Genomic DNA, 17,782 nt, shown 5'->3' on the forward strand with positions numbered 1-17,782 from the left:
CCAGTCAGCACCGGCCACCGCCATCGACGGTATAATCGGCCTCGCTTACTTCAACACCCAGGCACGACATGACTTCCTCCGCACTTCCTCCCGACACTTCCACCGACATTTCCGACAGCACCGAAGACAATAACGACGCCACCCTGGTCGCGGAACTGGGGGAGCTGGCCGAGCATATCCGCCTGGTCAAGATGGAAGGCCGCGTCTTCGTGCGCTTTTCCGGCGTGGTCAAGGCGGGCCACCTGGTGGTGCCGTATGCGCTGGTGCCCGCGCAGGGCGTGCTGGCGCGGCCGGCCAAGTGGCGCAAGATGGAACGCGAAACAAAGCTGGCCCTGGTGCGCGAACGGGCCAGCGCGGCCGTCTTCGAGGAGCTGCGCCAGCATGTGATCGATTTCGTCGCCGATATCGCGGGCCTGAGCGAAGACGTGGACACGGACCCGATGGTCTTCCTGCACACCTTGGCCGACATGCAGACGTCGGAGCCGGCCGGCATGGTCTTCGACCGCATCCGCCAGCGCTTCCATCACGCCATCGAGCGCCAGCAGGAAGAACAGCACGCGGCGCGCACGCGCCAGAGCATCAACCTGGCCGAGTATCCCGCCTCGTTCGAGATGGCCCGGCGCCTGCCGCGCCGCTTCATCGCCCTGCTGGGGCCCACGAATTCCGGCAAGACGCACCGCGCCATGGAAGCGCTGGTGAAAGCAAAGAGCGGCATCTACCTGGCGCCATTGCGCTTGCTGGCCCTGGAAAACTACGAACGCCTGCAGGAAGCCGCGCCGCACGGCAAGCCGCTGGCCGTGAGCCTGATCACGGGCGAGGAGCGCAGGGTCGTCGACGGCGCCACGCACGTGGCCAGCACGGTGGAAATGCTGGACACGAAAACCGTCGTCGAGGTGGCCGTCATCGATGAAATCCAGATGCTGGCCGACCCGGACCGGGGCGCCGCATGGACGGCGGCCGTCTGCGGCGCGCCCGCCCACACCGTGTACCTGGTGGGAGCGCCGGAAGCGCGGCGCGCCATCGAGGCGCTGGCCGAGCGCCTCGACTGCCCGCTGGAGGTGCATGTCCTGAAACGCATGGCGCCGCTGTCGATGGAGCCGAGCGCCGTGCGCAAGGTGCGCAACCTGCGCCGCGGCGACGCCGTCATCGCCTTTTCGCGCCGCGAGGTGCTGATGTGGCGCGACATGATCACGGAAACGGGGCTGTCCGTGGCCACCGTCTACGGCAACCTGTCGCCCGAAGTGCGGCGCGCGCAGGCGCAGCGCTTCCGCGATGGCACGGCCGATATCGTCGTCGGCACAGACGCGCTGGCGATGGGCCTGAACATGCCGATCGCGCGCATCGTCATGACCACCTGCGTCAAATACAATGGCCGCGAAGAGGAAGAGATTTCCGCCGCGCTGGCGCGCCAGATCGCCGGACGCGCGGGCCGCTACGGCGTACATGAAGAGGGCCTGGTGGCCGGCTACGACAACGAGACGCATGAAGTGATGCGCGCCCTGCTCAAGGAAAAGCTGCACCCGCTGAACACCAGCGGCTTTGCCGTGGCGCCTTCGCTCGAACACCTGCACCGCATTTCGTCGGTGACGGGCGAACTGTCGCTGTCAAAACTGCTGCGCCGCTTCATCCACAATATCGACGTGCCGGACGGCTTCTTCTTCCCGCGCATCACGGAAGACCAGAAGGAGCGCGCCGTCTGGCTCGACACCCTGCCCTTGTCCGTGGCCGACAAGTTCACGCTGTCGCTGGTGCCGATATCGAGCAAGGTGCCGTCCTTGCAAACGGCGTGGGAACACTGGTCGAAGAATCTGTCTCAGGGAAAAACGAGCACCTTGCGGCAGCACGCGTATGGCGCAAGCACGCAGAATCTGCAGCAGGTGGAAGACACTTGCCGCTACTACTCGGCGTATGCCTGGCTCAGCTACCGCCTGCCCGAGTTCTTCCCCGATATCGCCGTGGCGCAAAACCTGTCACGCGATGCGTCGGAACGGGTCGACTCCATCCTGCGCGCGCACAATGCGGCTTCGCGCGGACGGTCGAAGAAGTTCAAATAGGCGTCAGCGCAATTCCCAGAACCACACTTCGGCGCAGGTCCAGTAGCACTCGCTGCCGCACACCTGTACGCCGATGGATGGCAGCAGGATGTCGATATGCCCGCCCGCGCCGCCCAGGTAGCCGGGAATGCGGAAGAAGGCGACGAGACCCTTGCGCTGGCCGATGCCGGCGATGGCCGCGTCCCTGCCGAACTTTTCGGGTGCGCCAAACATGGACGGGCTAGCCAGCATGTGCGCCAGCTTGGCCTGTCCCGGCTCGATCAGCGCGCCCTTGAACGGCCCCTTGCGGATGGCTATGCGGCCTTTGACCTGGACGCCGGCCTTGATCAGGGCCAGGCTGACGCGGATGGCGCAGGTATTGGCAAAGCTGTCCTTGCCGATCAAGTCTTCCCAGCCGATTTCGCCGAACAGGGTGGCCTGGTCGACGGCGGCCACGCTCGAATAGTTCTCTCGCAGCTTGATGAATGCAGGTTTCACGTCAGCCTCCCGTGGGTGATGGAGTGGAACAGGGAAAACGCCGCGCCAGGATGGCGACGACCAGGGCCGATGCGTCGCCCTGGCGGGTTCTGGCAGGCAATTTCTTCAAGTCAGCAACGACCTGCGCATCGATTTCCAGCGACTTCACGCGGCCCGTGTCGCACCACAGACGGCCCTGCGCCGCATCGGATACGCCGGCCAGGTAGCCTTTGGCGTAGCGCTGATCGAGCAGGAAGACAGCATCGGCCATCGCTCCCTTGGCCGGCCCTTCCTGGTAATACGCGATCAGCTGGTCGGCACTCAGGCGCGGCGCCGGAGGATAGGCCACGCCCTGCCCGCGGGCGCCGGGGAGGCCCAGGCTCAATACAATGAGAAGGGAGGAGACATGCATGGCCATCCATGGTCAGTGGGGAAGGTCTGGCCGATTGTAGAAGGATGCGGCTGTCCCGCACTGAGCGAGGTCAAGCGTAGGTCGGATTAGCGCGTCCGAAGGGCGCGCGTAATCCGACGACATTGTTGGCGCTACGGTTGTCGGGTTACGGCCTTTGGCCTAACCCGACCTACGTCTGCGAGGCCGGTGAACGTTACGGCGTGCCCGGCCCCGCGTAATGCAGCTTGAGGACCAGCCCATTATGGTCATCGGCCATATAGATATCGCCATCCTGGCCCTGCTTCACGTCGACGGGCGCGCCCCTGCCCTGCTTGCCCTTGCGCTCCCAGTTGCCGATCAGGTCGACGGACTTGCCCAGCGGCGCACCGGCCTTGTCGGGCAGCAGGGCCACCAGGCGGTGGCCATTGCTGCGGTAACCGTGGTAGCCGATGATCAGGCTATTCCTGTACAACGCCGGGAAGCGGCTGGCCGTGTAAAAGGTCATGCCCAGCGGCGCGGCGTGGCCGGGCAGCAAACGCTGCGGCGCCGCGTACTGGACGGCGCAAGCCGTCTTCGGATATTCGGGACTGGCGACGTTGTCGTCGTAGCAGTACGGCCAGCCATAGTGCCGGTCGGCCTTGATCAGGTTGAGTTCCTCGTGCGGCAGGTTTTCGTCGCTTTTCAGCTGCGGCATGGCGGCCTGGATGGCGTCGCGCGAATTCTCCGCCTGCCACAGCTCGCCCGTGGCCGGGTGGAAGGCCAGCGCCATCGAATTGCGCAAGCCGCGCGCATGCGTGCGCCAGCCCGTCACCGTGCCGGCCGGCCAGGCCATCGCGTACTCGCGGATGGCGCCCAGCGCTTCCGGACCTTCCGCCGAAGGACAGGCCTTGGCCGGATCGGGCGCCTTGCCATCGTTCTCGCAATGGTCGGTGCTCGAGCCCACGTTCACATACAGGTCGCCCTTGGGGCTGAAACGCATGGTCGTCAGCAGGTGCAAACCGAGGCCCGGCAGGCGCGGCGTCTTCGCCGTGCCGCCGATGATGTCGGTGAGCGCGCGCGAGGGATCGCGCAGGTCGAAGCGGAAGATGCGTCCCACCTCGCCCACGTAGACCATGCCGTCCGGTCCCTGCACGATGCCGTTCGGGCGATCGAGCTTGTCGAACAGGAGCTTGCGCTCGTAGCCGGCGCCGGCCGCCCTGCGCTGCAACAGCCACAATTTACCCTGCTTCGCCGCCCAACCCGCCATGTCCGTGACGAGGATGTCGCCGTTCGTCAGCGGCAGCACGCCACGCGGAAATTTCAGTCCGTCTGCCAGCACGGCCACGCAAAAACCGGCCGGCGTGGCGACGTCGAGGCGCGGCATGCCGTCGCACAGGGCATTTACGGCCGCCAGGGCGGGCGCCAACATGGTGGACATGCAGGCTGCCAGGGCGCCCGCGATGATCTTCTTGTTCATGAGGGTGTTTCCATCAGGGGTAATCGGGGCAGCACGGCGCGCGCGTTGGCGCTGGTGGCAAGCGCCACTTGTGCAATATCGAGGCCGCGCAGTTCGGCCAGCACGGCGCCGATGCGCGGCAATGCTTCCGGGCTGTTGCGGCCCGGGTGGATCCAGCTTGGGGAAATGTCGGGCGCATCCGTCTCCAGCACGATGGCGTCGAGCGGCAATTCCGTCGCCATGCGGCGTATCTGCAGCGCGCGGGTAAAGGTCATGGCGCCACCGAAACCGAGCTTGAAACCGAGGTCGATGTAGCCCTGCGCCTGCTGGAAGCTGCCGTTGAACGCATGCGCGATACCGCCGTTCGGGCGGATCTGGCGCGCGTGCTTGAGGACGATGTCCTGCGAGCGGCGCACGTGGGCCAGCACGGGCAGATCGAAGTCGCGGGCAATCTTCAGCTGCTCGCGCAAAAAATGCTCCTGCCTGGCGCGCATGGCCGGTTCGCACAGCATGGGGAGGAAGAAGTCGAGGCCGATTTCGCCGATGGCCACAAAATTCGGATCGGCCATCGCAGCTTGTACGGCATCGCGCAGGGCGATCAGATCGTCCTCGGTGGCGTGCGGCACGTAGATCGGGTGGATGCCCAGCGCATAGCAGGCGTTGGGCGCCGCTGCCGCCAGGTCGCGCACGATGGCGAAATTGGCCCGCTCGACGGCGGGGATGACGATCATCGCCACGCCCTGCTGCCGCGCGCGCGCCGCCACCTGCAGCGATTCGCTGCCGAATTCATGCGCGTCGAGGTGGCAATGCGTGTCGATCCACATGGCGGACTCCTGGTATTGCTCAGTATCAATAAGGCTGCAGCCCTTCGTCCGTCAGGCGCAGCACGCGGTCGCAGCGCTTGGCCAGTTCGATATCGTGCGTGACGATGACGAAGGCCGTGCCCAGAGTGCGCGACAGTTCCAGCATCAGGTCGAAAATCTGTTCGGCCGTGGCGTGATCGAGATTGCCCGTCGGTTCATCGGCCAGCACGCAGGCCGGCTGCGTGACGAGGGCACGGGCCAGGGCCACGCGCTGGCGTTCGCCTCCCGACAATTCGCCCGGCGTGTGCGTGACGCGCCTGGCCAGGTTCACGCGCGTCAGGATCTGCTGCGCCAGGTCGGTAGCGGGCGCGCGCTTCATGCGCCGTATCATCAAAGGCATGGCGACGTTGTCGAGCGCGGAAAATTCGGGCAGCAGGTGGTGGAACTGGTAGACGAAACCCAGCGAGGCATTGCGCAAGTCGCCGCGCGCCTTTTCGCTGAGGGTGGCGAAGTCCTTGCCCAGCAAGGTCACCTTGCCGCTGGTGGGCGTATCGAGGCCGCCCAGCAGGTGCAGCAGGGTCGACTTGCCGGAGCCGGAGGCGCCGACGATGGCGACGCGCTCGCCGCGGTGGACGTCGATGTCGATGCCGGCCAGCACCTGCACCTTGTAGCTGCCCTGCGTAAAAGTCTTGCCCAGGCCACGGCAGGAAAGGACAGCAGAATCAGCGGAAGCGCCGTTGGAGGCAGGTTTGTTCAGATCGGTCATGGTAGTCGTCAGTGGTTTATTCATAGCGCAGGGCTTCCGCAGGTTTGACGCGGGCAGCCCACCAGCTTGGGTACAGGGTCGCCAAAAAGGCGAGGATCACGGCCAGCACGCCGATCTTGGTGACGTCGGGCCAGCGCAGGTCGGACGGCACGGTGCTGATGAAATAGATGTCCTTGGAGAGGAACTGCACCCCCAGCAGGTGCTCGATGAAGGGCACGATGACGTCGATGTTCATGGCCACCAGCACGCCGCCGCCCACGCCCAAAATCGTGCCCAGGATGCCCACCAGCGCGCCCTGGATCATGAAGATCTTCATGATGGAACGGGGCGAGGCGCCCAGGGTGCGCAAGATCGCGATATCGGCCTGCTTGTCCGTCACCGTCATCACCAGGGTCGACACGAGGTTGAAGGCGGCCACCGCGATGATCAGGGTCAGGATGATGAACATCATGCGCTTTTCCGTCTGCACGGCGGCGAACCAGTTCGCGTTCAGCTTGGACCAGTCGCGCAGCCACAGGTCGCCCGGCATGGTTTTCTTCAATTCTGCTGCCACTTGCGGCGCCTGGTTCATGTCGGCCAGGCGCAAACGCAGGCCGGACGGGCCATCGATGCGCAGCAAGCGCTGGCCGTCTTCGATGTTGATGAAGGCGAGGCCGGCGTCGAATTCATTGTGGCCCGCCTGGAAGATGCCGCTGACGGTAAAGCTGCGCATACGCGGCAGCACGCCGGCCGGCGTGACCTGCCCCTGCGCCAGCATCAGGGTGACTTTCTCGCCGAGGTTAACGCGCAGGGCGCGCGCCAGCTCGATGCCCAGCACGATATTGAAGGTGCCCGGCTGCAGCGCCTTGAAGCTGCCCATGCGCGTCTGGCCGGCCACGTCGGACACGTTCGGCTCTTCCTCGGGCAGCACGCCGCGCACGATGGCGGGGCGCAGCGCATCGTCGCGCAGCAGCATGCCCTGTGTTTCCACGAACGGCGCGGCGCCTTTCACGGCCGGATTTTTAAAAGCCTGCGCCGCTTCCGCGCGCCAGTCCGGCATGCTGCCGCTGTTGTCGAATACTTCCACGTGGGCCAGCACGGACAGCATGCGGTCCGTCACTTCCTTCTGGAAGCCGTTCATCACGGACAGCACGACGATCAGCGCCGCCACGCCCAGGCCGATGCCGGCCATGGAAATGAGCGAGATGAAGGAGATAAAACTGTTGCGGCCACTGCGCTTGCCGGCCCGCGTGTAGCGCAGGCCGACCAGCCATTCGAAGGGAATATTTTTTAACATGCTCATTGATTCGTTAATTCTCAGGGGTCCGACCCGCCGGGTCTGACCCCAGCAGTTTGTTGATCAGCCAATTACTCATACCGCAGCGCCTCGGCCGGCTTGACGCGCGCGGCGCGCCAGCTGGGGTAGATGGTCGCCATCAGCGCCAGGCCAAAGGCGATCAGGCCGATCTGCGCCACGTCCAGCCAATGCACGTCCGACGGCACGGCGCTGATCTGGTAGATTTCCTTCGAGATGAAATGCAGGCCGAAGATGCCTTCGATGAAGGGCACGATGACGCCCACGTTCAGCGCCAGCACGACGCCGCCGATCACGCCCAAAGCACTGCCCAGCAAGCCGACCAGCGCGCCCTGGATCATGAAGATCTTCATGATGGAGAACGGCGAGGCGCCCAGGGTGCGCAAAATCGCGATGTCGGCCTGCTTGTCGGTGACCGACATCACCAAGGTCGAGACGAGGTTGAATGCGGCCACGGCGATGATCATGCTGAGGATGATGAACATCATGTTCTTCTGGCTTTGCACCAGCGCATACCAGCTGGCACTGGCGCGCGACCAGTCGCGCATCCACAGCTGGCCCGGCATCGACGCTTTGAGTTCGCGCGCCACCTGCGGCGCCTGGTTCATGTCATGCAGGCGCAAGCGCAGGCCGGACGGGCCATCGAGCTGCAGCAGCTGCTCGGCGTCCTGCATGTTGACGAAGGCCAGGCTGCCATCGAGTTCATTGTGGCCGGCCTCGAAGATGCCGGCCACCTTCAACGCGCGCATGCGCGGCATGACGATGCCATTGGCCGGGTCGCCCGCCCTTGGCTCGCGTTCCAGCATCAGGGTGACGTTCTGCCCCACTTTCACGTCGAGCGCCTTGGCCAGGTCGATGCCCAGCACGATGTTGTAGGAGCCTGGCGTGAGGTCCTTGAAACTGCCCTGCTTCATCTGGCTCGCCACGCTGGAGACGGTCGCTTCCTGCTGCGGCAGCACGCCGCGCACGACGGAAGGGCGCATGGTTTCGTCGTTGAGCAGCATGCCCTGGGTTTCCACGAACGGCGACACGGCCTTGACTTGCGGGTTGGCGTAGGCGGCGCGCTCCTGCGCCTGCCAGTTCGGCATGGAGCCGCTGGTATCGAACACCTCGACGTGGGCCAGCACCGACATCAGGCGATCCGTGACTTCCTTCTGGAAGCCGTTCATGACGGACAGGACGACGATCAGGGCGGCCACGCCCAGGCCGATGCCGGCCACGGAAATGAGGGAGATGAAGGAAATGAAGCTGTTGCGGCCACTGCGTTTCCCGGCGCGCGTATAGCGCACGCCGACCTGCCACTCGAAGGGAAATTGTTTGATGATGCTCATGCGCTCCCGCGACAACGATGATATGCGAGCGCGCAGTGTGCCACACAATGGGCATTTCATGCATCAAGTCTGCGTGAAACAGCGCACGCCGGCCCTATTTTGCCTCCTGGGCCAGGCCGAACGCGGCCAGCAGCTGCCCCGCCAGCGCATATTGCCGCATCTGCGCCAGGGTCAGACGGTGCAGCTGATCGATCCGGCGCTGCTGCAGCGTGAAGTAGCTGTCGCGCGTCTGGATGACCTGCTGCAGGTTGCGCCGGCCCGCCTCGTACTGGATGCTCCCGCCGCGCACGACGAAGGCCATCTTCCTTTCCTGCTCGTCGAGCAGGGCCAGGGTGCGCTGCGCGTTGGCGATGCGCGGCAGCATGCTGGCCAGGTCGGCGCGCGTGCCCTGCTCTGCGCGCGCCACGTCCGCCTCGGCCGCCTGGGCGCGGCTGATGCTCTCGTCGCGCTGCGCCAGGCTGCCGCCGCCGAGCGGAAATTCCCAACTCACTCCCACCGACCAGCCCCGCTGCTGGATGGTCGACGGCGGCGGCGTGGTCTTGTTATTGAGCAGATGGCTGACATTCAGATCGATTTTAGGGGCCAGGGTGGCCGCCACGCCGCGCACGCGCAACTGGGCCGCCGCCGCCCGCTCGCGCACGGCGCGCAACTGCGCCTGCTGCGTGTCGACATTCTCCAGGGCCTGCGCCGGCAGCGGCGCAAAGGCGAAATCGGCAAACTGCGCCACCGGCTCGAAGGCCAGCGCGTCGAGCTTGATGCGCGCCGCCAGCTCGTCCGTCAGCAAGCCGTCGTGCACCAGTTCCGCGTCCAGCTGGGAACTTTGCGCCAGTTCGCGGTCCACTTCCGACGATTTGCCCAGTTCCGCCTGGCGCGTCACCTGTTTCACCAGCAGTGTCACGTCGTGCAGGCGTTCCTGCGACTGCAGCAGGCTGCGTTCCAGGCGCTGCATGTCGAAATACGCTTCGGCCAGCTTTTCCGCGCTTTCCGAGCGCGCCCGCTGCACGTCGAAGGCGGCGCCCGCCATCTCGCGCTCGGCCGCATCGAGTTCGGCGCGGTCGGCGCCGCCGTTGTACACATTCCAGCGCACGCTCGCTTCCACCTGGTGCGTGCGCCGTTGCACGTCGAGCGCGCCATCGAGGTCATTGCTGCGCCCCCGCGTCGCCTGCAGCGCCGCCGTCGGGAACAGGCGCGAGCGGGCCTGCTTGTAGCGCGCTTCGGTGGTGGCCAGCGCCGCCTGCGCCGCGATCACCTGCGGGTCGCGCGGCACGGCGCGCGCCAGCAAGGCAGGCAAGCCGCGCGCGGACTGCGCCTGGAAAGTGGCCGGCGGTACCGGCTGGGCCACCGCGTTTGCGCAGGCGAATGCCATGCAGAGTAAAAAAGCACGCATCAACGCTCCTGCAGGGAGGATTGCAAGCCGCGCAGCACGGGCTTGAACACATATTGCAGCACCGAGCGGCGCCCCGTCAGGATGCCCACGTCGACGGGCATGCCGGGCGTAATCGGCAGCACCTTGCCGTGCGCCGTCAACTGGCTGCGGTCGGTACTCAGCTGCACCTCGAAATACGGCTCGTTGCGTTCATCGGGAATCGCATCCGCCCCCACGCGCACCACCTGCGCCTGCATGCGTCCATAGGTGGTGGCGTCATATGCCAGCACATTGGCCGAAGCACGCTGCCCCACGTGGATAAAACCGATGTCCGAAGGTTTCACGCGCACGGAGATCAGCATTTCCGAATCGGCGGGCACGATTTCCAGGATAGGTTTGCCCGGCTGCGCCACACCGCCGACAGTCGCCACCAGCACGCGGTTGACGACGCCGTCGACGGGCGCCGTCACGTCGCGCCGGCTCACCTGGTCCTGCTGGCCTTTCACGGTGCTGGCCAGGGCGCCGGCCTTGGTTTCGTATTCGCTGCGCTGCGCGCCCCACTGGCCGCGCATGCGCGCTTCCACTTCGCCAGCCTGCGCCTGCGCTTCGGCCAGGGTGGCCGCCAGGCGAGGCATGGAGCTGCGCAGGCTGTCGAGCTCCGTGCGCTGCTGCTGCACGCGCTGCTGCGCATTCAGGTAGTCGCCGCGCGAACCGGCGCCCTCCTTGAACAGCCTCTCCTCGATCGACAGGCTCTCCAGGGCAATCTTCAGGCCAGTGTCGAGCTGGGCGATGCGGCTGTGCGCCTCGGCCAGCTCGCCGCGCCGGCGCGTCACGCCTTCGCGCGCGGCCGCCGTGGCGGACGCGAACTCGCGCTGGCCATCGCGCCACAACTGCATTTCCTTGGCGATCAGCTCGGGCGCCTCTTTCTGCCATTCCGGCGCGAACTGGGGCGTGCCGCCCGTCAGCAGCGCATCGAGGCGCGCCCTGCCCGCCAGCGCGGCCAGGCGGTTCTGCACGCTGGCGCCCAGGTTGGCCTCGTATTGCGCCGTATCGAGGCGCAGCAGCAAGTCACCGCGGCGCACCCGCTGGCCCGGCTTCACCAGCATCTCGCGCACGATGCCCCCTTCCAGGCTTTGCACTTCCTGCAGGTGTGACGGCGGCGTGATGGCGCCCCGGCCATTCACGGACACGTCGAGCTGGGCGAAGGTGGCCCAGGCCAGCACCAGCACCAGCAATACGGCAATCAGCGCCAGCATGCGCAGAACGATGCGCTGCGGTTCGCGTTCCGGGTCCGGGTGAGCCACTGGCAGCGGACGGGCGTTCAGGGCGCTCATGCTGTGGCTCCCTGCTCCACCGCAGGCTTGGCGGCCTGGCTATTGAGCACGCGCATGACCTCATCGCGCGGGCCGTCGGCCACGATGCGCCCCTTGTCGAAGACGATCAGGCGGTCCACCAGCGCCAGCATGGCCATGCGGTGCGTGACGAGCACGATGGTCGTATCTTTCAATGTACGCAGGCGGCCGATCAAACGCTGCTCGGTGGCCGGGTCGAACATGCTGCTCGGCTCATCGAGCAGCAGCATGGGCGGTTTCGCCAGCAGGGCGCGGGCCATGGCCACGGCCTGGCGCTGGCCACCGGACAGGCGCTCACCCCGCTCGCCCACTTCCGTCGCCACGCCGTTGGGCAGTTGGGTGATGATGTCATCGAGGCAGGCCAGGCGGATGGCATCCAACAGGGCCGCATCGTCGGGCTGGCTGCGCCCCAGTTCGATGTTTTCGCGCAGGGTGCCGTGGAACAGGGTCACGTCCTGCGGCACGTAGCCGATCTGGCGGCGCAGGCTCAATGGGTCGAGCTGGGTGCTGGCCAGGTCGTCGAACAGCACGCTGCCGCTCTGCGGGCCATATTGATTCAGCAGCAGGCGCAGCAGGGTGCTCTTGCCGGAGCCGAGCTTGCCGATCACGCCGACCCGTTCGCCGGGGCGGATCTGCAGATTGAGTTTATCCAGCAGCGGCGGCGAATTCGGGTAGGCAAAGCCCACGTCGCGAAACTCGATGCGCCCGGACAGGGGCGGCGCCTGCAGGCTGGCCGCGTCGTCGTCCGTGGGCGCTTCCATGATTTTATTGAGGGCGTGGTACGACAATTTGGTCTGCTCCCAGCGTATGATCAAGCCCGCGATCTGGCTCACGGGCGCCAGCGCGCGCCCCGTCAGCATGCTCACGGCGATGATCTGGCCCAGGGTCAGCAGGCGTTCGCCCATCAGCATGGCGCCCGTGGCCACCACGGCCACGCCAGACAGCGCCAGCACGGCCGTGTTGATGTAGTTGACTCTGCTGACGATTTCGCGCGTCTCGACGCTGTTGGCGGCGATGGCCACCGTCAGGCTTTCCCATTTGCGCCGGCTCCACGCCTCGGCGCCCAGCGCCTTGATGGTGTCGAGGCCATTCATGGTTTCAAACAGGTGCGCCGTGCGCTGCGCGCTCTCCTGCATCGAGGCGGCCACGTGGCGCGCCAGGGCGGCGCGCGAGGCAAAGGCGACGAGCAGCAGGATCGGGATGGCGGCCAGGGGCACGAGCACGAGCCAGCCGCCCACCAGGGCGATCACCAGCAGGAACAGCAGCAAAAACGGCAGGTCGCCCAGGGTCGTCAGGGTCGTCGAGGCAAAGAATTCGCGCACGGATTCGAAATCGCGCACGGTATTGGCCAACGTCCCCCCGGAAGCGGGACGGCTGGCCGCGCGCAGGCGCAGACACTGGGCGAAGATGTTCGACGACAGCGCCACGTCCATGCGGCGCGACGCCGTTTCCACCAGTTCGCCGCGCAGCAGGCGCAGGGCCAGCTCGAACCCCGTCAGCACCACCACGGCGATCGTCAGCACCCACAGGCTGGACGTGGCATTATTCGGGATCACGCGGTCATACACGGCCATCGCATAGAACGGCACCAGCGCGCCGATGACGTTCAGCACCAGGGTGCCCAGCAGGGCCCAGCGGAAGACCCAGCGGTTGCGGTTGAAGACATCCCAAAACCAGCGCCCCGCCTGCGGCATGCTGTAGAGCAGGCTGCGCTGGTCGAAAAACATCACGGGCCGCACGGCCACCCAGCGCCCATCGGGCACTTCCTGGGACACTGCGGCCGCATCGAGCCAGGCACTGCCTTCGATGCCGGGCACGTGGCATTCATATTTACCATCGGTAATGGCCAGTACCACCAGCACCTGCCCTTCCCCGTTGAGCAGCAAGGCCGGCATTTCCGTGGTGCGGCGCGGCTTGTCCATCGGCAGCGCGGTGCCGGCCAGGCTGGCATGGCTGAGCGCCTGGTCGAGAAAATCGGCGGCAGCCTGGTCGCCATGCGCGCTCATGCTGGCGCGCAGGCGCTCGGCTTGCACTGCCACGCCGAAAAAGCGCGCCAGGAAGACGATGGCGTCGGCGACGGCATGGGTGGAGATGCCGGCAGAAGCTGTGGAGGTATCGGGGGATGGGGTCATGATGGATTCACAATAAAACGCTGCGGCGCGCCGGTTGGGCGCGCCGCAGCGGGAACGCTATCGCTTGCGCGATGCGCGTTAAGCGATGAGCGTTGATTAATTCAGCGCGGAGGCGCCCTTGCGGCGGCGCGCCATGAAGCCCAGCAATCCCAGGCCGGCGACCAGCATGGCCCAGGTTTGCGCTTCCGGCACCGGCGACACGCTGAGCAGGGTTTGCGAAGCTGGGTTAACGCTGCTCAAGCTGGTGTAGTTGTACAGGTTCTGGATGGCGCCATTGCCCGTGGCCACGCCCAGCATGCTGTTCGCCTGGCTGACGACGGCATTGCTCAGGTTTTTGAAGCGCAGGTCGCCCGTCAGCAGGTTGGTGTTGTCGTTATTCAATTCCCACAGGGCCAGCTGAAAGGCGGCGGCGCTGTTGGCGCTGGTCGACACATTCGCGATGGACGAGGCGTAATACCCTTCATACAGGCGCTTGACGGCATCGCTGGCGGCAAAGGCGCCGCTGCTGTAGCTATTCGAACTATTGCTCAGTGCGACATGGGGATCGAGGCAAAACGCCAGGAAAGTGTTGCTGTCATATTTGACTTCCCACAAGGTCGGCGAGATGGCGCTGCCGGAGCCAAAGGCGCCACCGGCAGCCGTAAACAGGCTGACGCTGTGCGAATCGACGACTTGCAGGTTGGAGGCGGCCAGGGCGCTGCCACTGGCAAGGGCGAAAACGGCCGCTGCGATGCTGGCGCGGGCGATCAGGTGCATGGATTTTTTCATTGCGTATTCTCTTTAAAGTGATTGGAGAGCGCCGGAGCCGCCTGCGGACAGGGGCGCCGGAACACATCAGCCAGGCGGGTACGGCCTGGTACAACAGGACATCAGGCAGCCATTTCCTGGGGCTGGGCATTCGCGTGGGCCATGGCGCGGCGCAAGAGGTCGGCCATCTCGCACTGAGCCTGGGCTTCGGCAGCAGGAGCTGCAGCGGCCGGCGCGGCGGCCACCGTGCTCACCGTGCCATCCTGGCCCAGCACCACATCGAGCGTGCTGTCGTCGCGCAGCAGGTCGGCCATGCTCGGCAAGGTGATGCCGGCCTTGGCCGCATCCTTGGCGTCGACGTTGAAATACACGTCCGTCATGTCGACCGTCTTGCCGTCGGCCAGAGTGGCGCTGCTGCGCTCGAGGTGCAGGTTGTCGTTGGCGTCGAGGAAAGGCAGTTCCGTGTAGGTCACCGTCAGGCTTGCCACGCCCGCGTCGTACAGCGACATCAGTTCGCCATCGTCCGTCACGCCGTTGCTGTTGGCGTCGCGCCAGATGCGCAGTTCGGCGAACTTGTCATCCTTGGCATCGACCACGCCGTCGTGGTTCGAGTCATAGCTGGACAGCTTGGCAAAGCCCGTGCCCTTTTCGCTGCCGCCGAACAATTCGGAGATATTGTCGATCTTGCCATTGCCATTGCTGTCGATGGCCAGCAAGCCGTCCTGGGCCGAGACCCAGCCCGACTGGATGGCGCTGCCTGTGCCCAGCAAGTCGAAGCTGCCGTGGAAATCGGCGCGGGCGATGGTGTGCACGCCGTCGCCGTTGAGGTCGATCACGATAGGTGTGATGGCCGCATCCCAGCTCATGTCGTTCTGACCCGACGCCAGTTTCAGGATATCCGTGTAGACCACGTTGGCATAGGAACCATTGCTGTTGACGTCCGAATCGATGTTGTCATTGCTGCCCACGTTCTTGGCGCCCCACTTCCAGCTGTTCATGGCGTAACCAGCATGCATGACGTTGCTCTTGTCGAATTTGAGCGAATAGCTGCCCGGATCGAGGTTGCTGAACAGATAGTTGCCGCTGGCATTCGTGTAGGTGGTAGCCAGCAAGGCACCGCTGCCGGAGTACAACTGCACCTTGATGTTGGCGATGCCTGCCTCGTTGTAGTCCTGCACGCCATCATGGTCGGCGTCGCGCCATACCTTGTCGCCCAGGCTGGCCTTGCGGTAGATGCCCGCATCCCAGCTCATGTCGTTCTGGCCGGCGGCCAGGTTGATCAGGCCCGAGCGCCCCGTGCTCGTATCGACGTCGGAATCGGCCGTGTCGCTGCCCAGATTGGCCTTGGTATAGTAAAAGCCCGATGGACGGATGACTTCCACCTTGTAGCCGCCGGCGGCCAGCTTGTCGAACAGATAATTGCCGCTGGCATTCGTCGTCGTCGTGGCGATGACCTGGTTGTACGCATTGAGCAGGTTGACTTTCACGCCCGCCACGCCCAGTTCGCCCGCATCCTGCACGCCGTTGTAGTTATTGTCTTCCCACACGCGGTCGCCGATGGAGGCCGTGTTGAGTTTCACCAGACCCGCATCCCAGTCCAGCTGAACGTCGCCCGATTTCAAGGTGACCCAGGTGGTGGTGAGGCCGCTGGCAGGATTGACGTCCGAATCGGTGGCATAACCGCCGATATCGGCCTTGGTGAAGCCGTAGCCGGCCGGCGGCACGAAGCCCAGATAGTAACTGCCGGGGACCAGGTTGCTGAACAGATAATTGCCGCTGGCATCCGTGGTGGCGCTGGCCACCACCGCACCCGAGGCGTTGTACAGATTGACTTTCACGCCGCCCACACCCGCCTCGCCCGCATCCTGCGTGCCGTTGCCATTCGCGTCGAACCACACGCGGTCGCCAATGGCAGCCGTTTTGTACAGGCCGGCATCGAGGTCCTTGTAGTTCTGGCCAGCGGCAACCGTGACCAGGCCGCTCTGGCCTGCGGCATTGATGTCGCTGTCGAGCGCATCGTTGCTGCCCGCATCCTTGACCGTCGTCAAATAGCCAGCGGGGGCGACAACGGCGATCGAATACGTGCCCGGATCGACATTGAAGTTGTAATAGCCGGTGGCATCCGTGACGGTCGAGCCGATCACGCTGCCGGCTGCATTTTTCAGCTGCACCGTGACGCCGCCGATACCGGCCTCGCCCGTATCCTGCACGCCATTCAAGTTGGCGTCGTGCCAGACACGGTCGCCCAAGGAGGCCGGCAGGGCCACGATGCCCGCATCCAGGCTATGGTTGCTATCGCCGGAAGCAAGCAGCACTTGCGCCGTCTTGCCATCGATGGCGCTGGCATCGGAATCGCGCTGGTCGTCGCCGCCCTGGTCCCGGCCCGTGAAGCCATAGCCGGCAGGCAGGCTGGTCTTGTCGAACTGGACACTGTAGGCGCCCGGCTTCAGATTCGTGAACAAATAGTTGCCATTCGCATCCGTGACGAGCGGGCTGCCGACGGCGTTGCCCGACGCATCGAGCAGGGTCACTTTCACACCGGCCACGCCCGCCTCTCCGGCATCCTGCACGCCGTTCTTGTTGGTATCGAGCCAGACCCGGTCGCCCAGCTCGGCCGTGCGGTACAGACCCGCATCGAGGCTCAAATTGGTCTCGCCCGGCGCCAGGGTGACGGGCGCCATCTTGCCGCTGGCATCGATATTGCTGTCCTTGCCCGTGTCGCCGCCCTGATTCGCCGCCGTCGGCACATAGCCGGCGGGCGCCACCACGGTCACCGAATAGGTGCCCGGATTGACGTCGAAGTGGTAGCCGCCGCTGGCGTCCGTGTTGGTGGTGGCCACCACATTGCCGGCCGTATCCTTCAGTTGCACGACGACATTGGCGATGCCCGCCTCGCCCGCATCCTGCACGCCGTTGGCATTCTTGTCTTCCCAGACGAAATCGCCGAGGTGGGCCATCGGCACCTTGAAGGTCAGGTAATGGGGCGCCAGGCTCAGGTCTTGCGCATTGCAGCCTTCCGTGCCGCCATCATCGCGCACCTTGAAACCGAGGTCGAAGTCGCCGGCCACGGTCTGGCTCGGCACGAAGACCAGGTGGCCCGCGCGGATATCGTCGATGGAAATCTCCGTGCCCACCGCAACGGCCACGCCGTTCAGCAAGACCTGGCCCGCCGTGGTGGTATTCGTGATGACGACGGACTTGAAGCCGTTGTGCTCGACGTCGTCGTGGAAGCCGAAATCGCTTTCGCTCAGCACGACGCTGCCGCCATCGACCAGGGTGAAGGTCTTGTCGGCCGCATCGGGCGCGTCATTGACGGGATCGATGATGACTTGCAGGCTCAGCTGGACGATGTCGCCATTGCCCTTGTCGATCGTCACCTGGATGGTCGAGAAGCTGCCGTTGTAGTTGGCGGCCCAGTCGCCGGGACGCACGTACACGGTGTCCGCGTCAAGCATGCCGAACAGCGGCGTGTTCTCGGTCGATTCCGTATCATCCGGCAACAAAACCGTAAAATTCTTGATATTCAGTTCGCCTTGCACCGAGTAGCCGGCCTGGATCAGCAGGTCGCGGATATCGAAATTCTTGTTGATGTCTTCGCAGACGTGGACCGTGGTCGACAGGTTGTACGTAGTCATGCGGCCTCCTGACGGCATGC

General features: G+C 65.2%; 13 protein-coding genes. 1 reads left to right on the top strand and 12 read right to left on the bottom strand.

From position 1 onward, the window contains the following. Positions 1-68 precede the first annotated feature (68 nt). The gene (locus AC54AF_RS05580) at positions 69-2,054 is read left to right on the top strand and encodes a helicase-related protein (RefSeq protein ID WP_496635720.1); all 1,986 of its coding nucleotides are present in this window, start codon (positions 69-71) and stop codon (positions 2,052-2,054) included. A 3-nt stretch (positions 2,055-2,057) separates the two neighbouring features. Here AC54AF_RS05580 and AC54AF_RS05585 read toward each other — a convergent pair whose 3' ends face one another. The 12 genes from AC54AF_RS05585 to AC54AF_RS05640 all read right to left on the bottom strand — a co-directional run bounded on the left by AC54AF_RS05585 (position 2,058) and on the right by AC54AF_RS05640 (position 17,762). Continuing rightward, the gene (locus AC54AF_RS05585; RefSeq protein WP_496635721.1) at positions 2,058-2,531 is read right to left on the bottom strand and encodes a T6SS effector amidase Tae4 family protein; all 474 of its coding nucleotides are present in this window, start codon (positions 2,529-2,531) and stop codon (positions 2,058-2,060) included. Position 2,532: 1 nt separating this feature from the next. Continuing rightward, entirely contained in the window at positions 2,533-2,922 is a 390-nt protein-coding gene (locus tag AC54AF_RS05590) for a Rap1a/Tai family immunity protein (RefSeq protein ID WP_496635722.1), read from the bottom strand. A 193-nt stretch (positions 2,923-3,115) separates the two neighbouring features. Then, positions 3,116-4,357 carry a PQQ-dependent sugar dehydrogenase gene (locus tag AC54AF_RS05595; RefSeq protein WP_496635723.1) on the bottom strand — a complete coding sequence of 414 codons (1,242 nt, stop codon included), beginning with the start codon at positions 4,355-4,357 and terminating at the stop codon, positions 3,116-3,118. Next, positions 4,354-5,160, bottom strand: a complete 807-nt coding sequence (locus AC54AF_RS05600) for a TatD family hydrolase (RefSeq protein WP_496635724.1) — start codon at positions 5,158-5,160, stop codon at positions 4,354-4,356. The genes AC54AF_RS05595 and AC54AF_RS05600 overlap by 4 nt, the downstream gene beginning before the upstream one ends. 25 nt (positions 5,161-5,185) lie before the next feature. Continuing rightward, a complete protein-coding gene (lolD, locus tag AC54AF_RS05605; RefSeq protein ID WP_496635725.1) occupies positions 5,186-5,905 on the bottom strand; it encodes a lipoprotein-releasing ABC transporter ATP-binding protein LolD in 720 nt (239 codons plus the stop codon). 16 nt (positions 5,906-5,921) lie between these two features. After that, on the bottom strand, positions 5,922-7,187 hold the full coding sequence (locus tag AC54AF_RS05610) for a lipoprotein-releasing ABC transporter permease subunit (RefSeq protein ID WP_496635726.1): 1,266 nt from the start codon (positions 7,185-7,187) through the stop codon (positions 5,922-5,924). 65 nt (positions 7,188-7,252) lie between these two features. Further along, positions 7,253-8,530: a lipoprotein-releasing ABC transporter permease subunit gene (locus tag AC54AF_RS05615; RefSeq protein ID WP_496635727.1), complete on the bottom strand. Its 1,278-nt coding sequence runs from the start codon at positions 8,528-8,530 to the stop codon at positions 7,253-7,255. Between the two features lie 94 nt (positions 8,531-8,624). Beyond that, positions 8,625-9,917, bottom strand: a complete 1,293-nt coding sequence (locus AC54AF_RS05620) for a TolC family protein (protein WP_496635728.1) — start codon at positions 9,915-9,917, stop codon at positions 8,625-8,627. Continuing rightward, positions 9,917-11,230 carry an HlyD family type I secretion periplasmic adaptor subunit gene (locus AC54AF_RS05625; protein WP_496635729.1) on the bottom strand — a complete coding sequence of 438 codons (1,314 nt, stop codon included), beginning with the start codon at positions 11,228-11,230 and terminating at the stop codon, positions 9,917-9,919. The genes AC54AF_RS05620 and AC54AF_RS05625 overlap by 1 nt, the downstream gene beginning before the upstream one ends. Next, positions 11,227-13,380, bottom strand: coding sequence for a type I secretion system permease/ATPase (locus tag AC54AF_RS05630; protein ID WP_496635730.1), 2,154 nt, complete (start codon positions 13,378-13,380; stop codon positions 11,227-11,229). Before AC54AF_RS05630 ends, AC54AF_RS05625 begins: the two co-directional genes overlap by 4 nt. A 96-nt stretch (positions 13,381-13,476) precedes the next feature. Beyond that, entirely contained in the window at positions 13,477-14,148 is a 672-nt protein-coding gene (locus AC54AF_RS05635) for a PEP-CTERM sorting domain-containing protein (protein ID WP_496635731.1), read from the bottom strand. Between the two features lie 101 nt (positions 14,149-14,249). After that, positions 14,250-17,762, bottom strand: coding sequence for an SdrD B-like domain-containing protein (locus AC54AF_RS05640; protein WP_496635732.1), 3,513 nt, complete (start codon positions 17,760-17,762; stop codon positions 14,250-14,252). Between the last annotated feature and the right edge of the window lie 20 nt (positions 17,763-17,782).

This window comes from Janthinobacterium sp. JF4 (assembly GCF_059617925.1).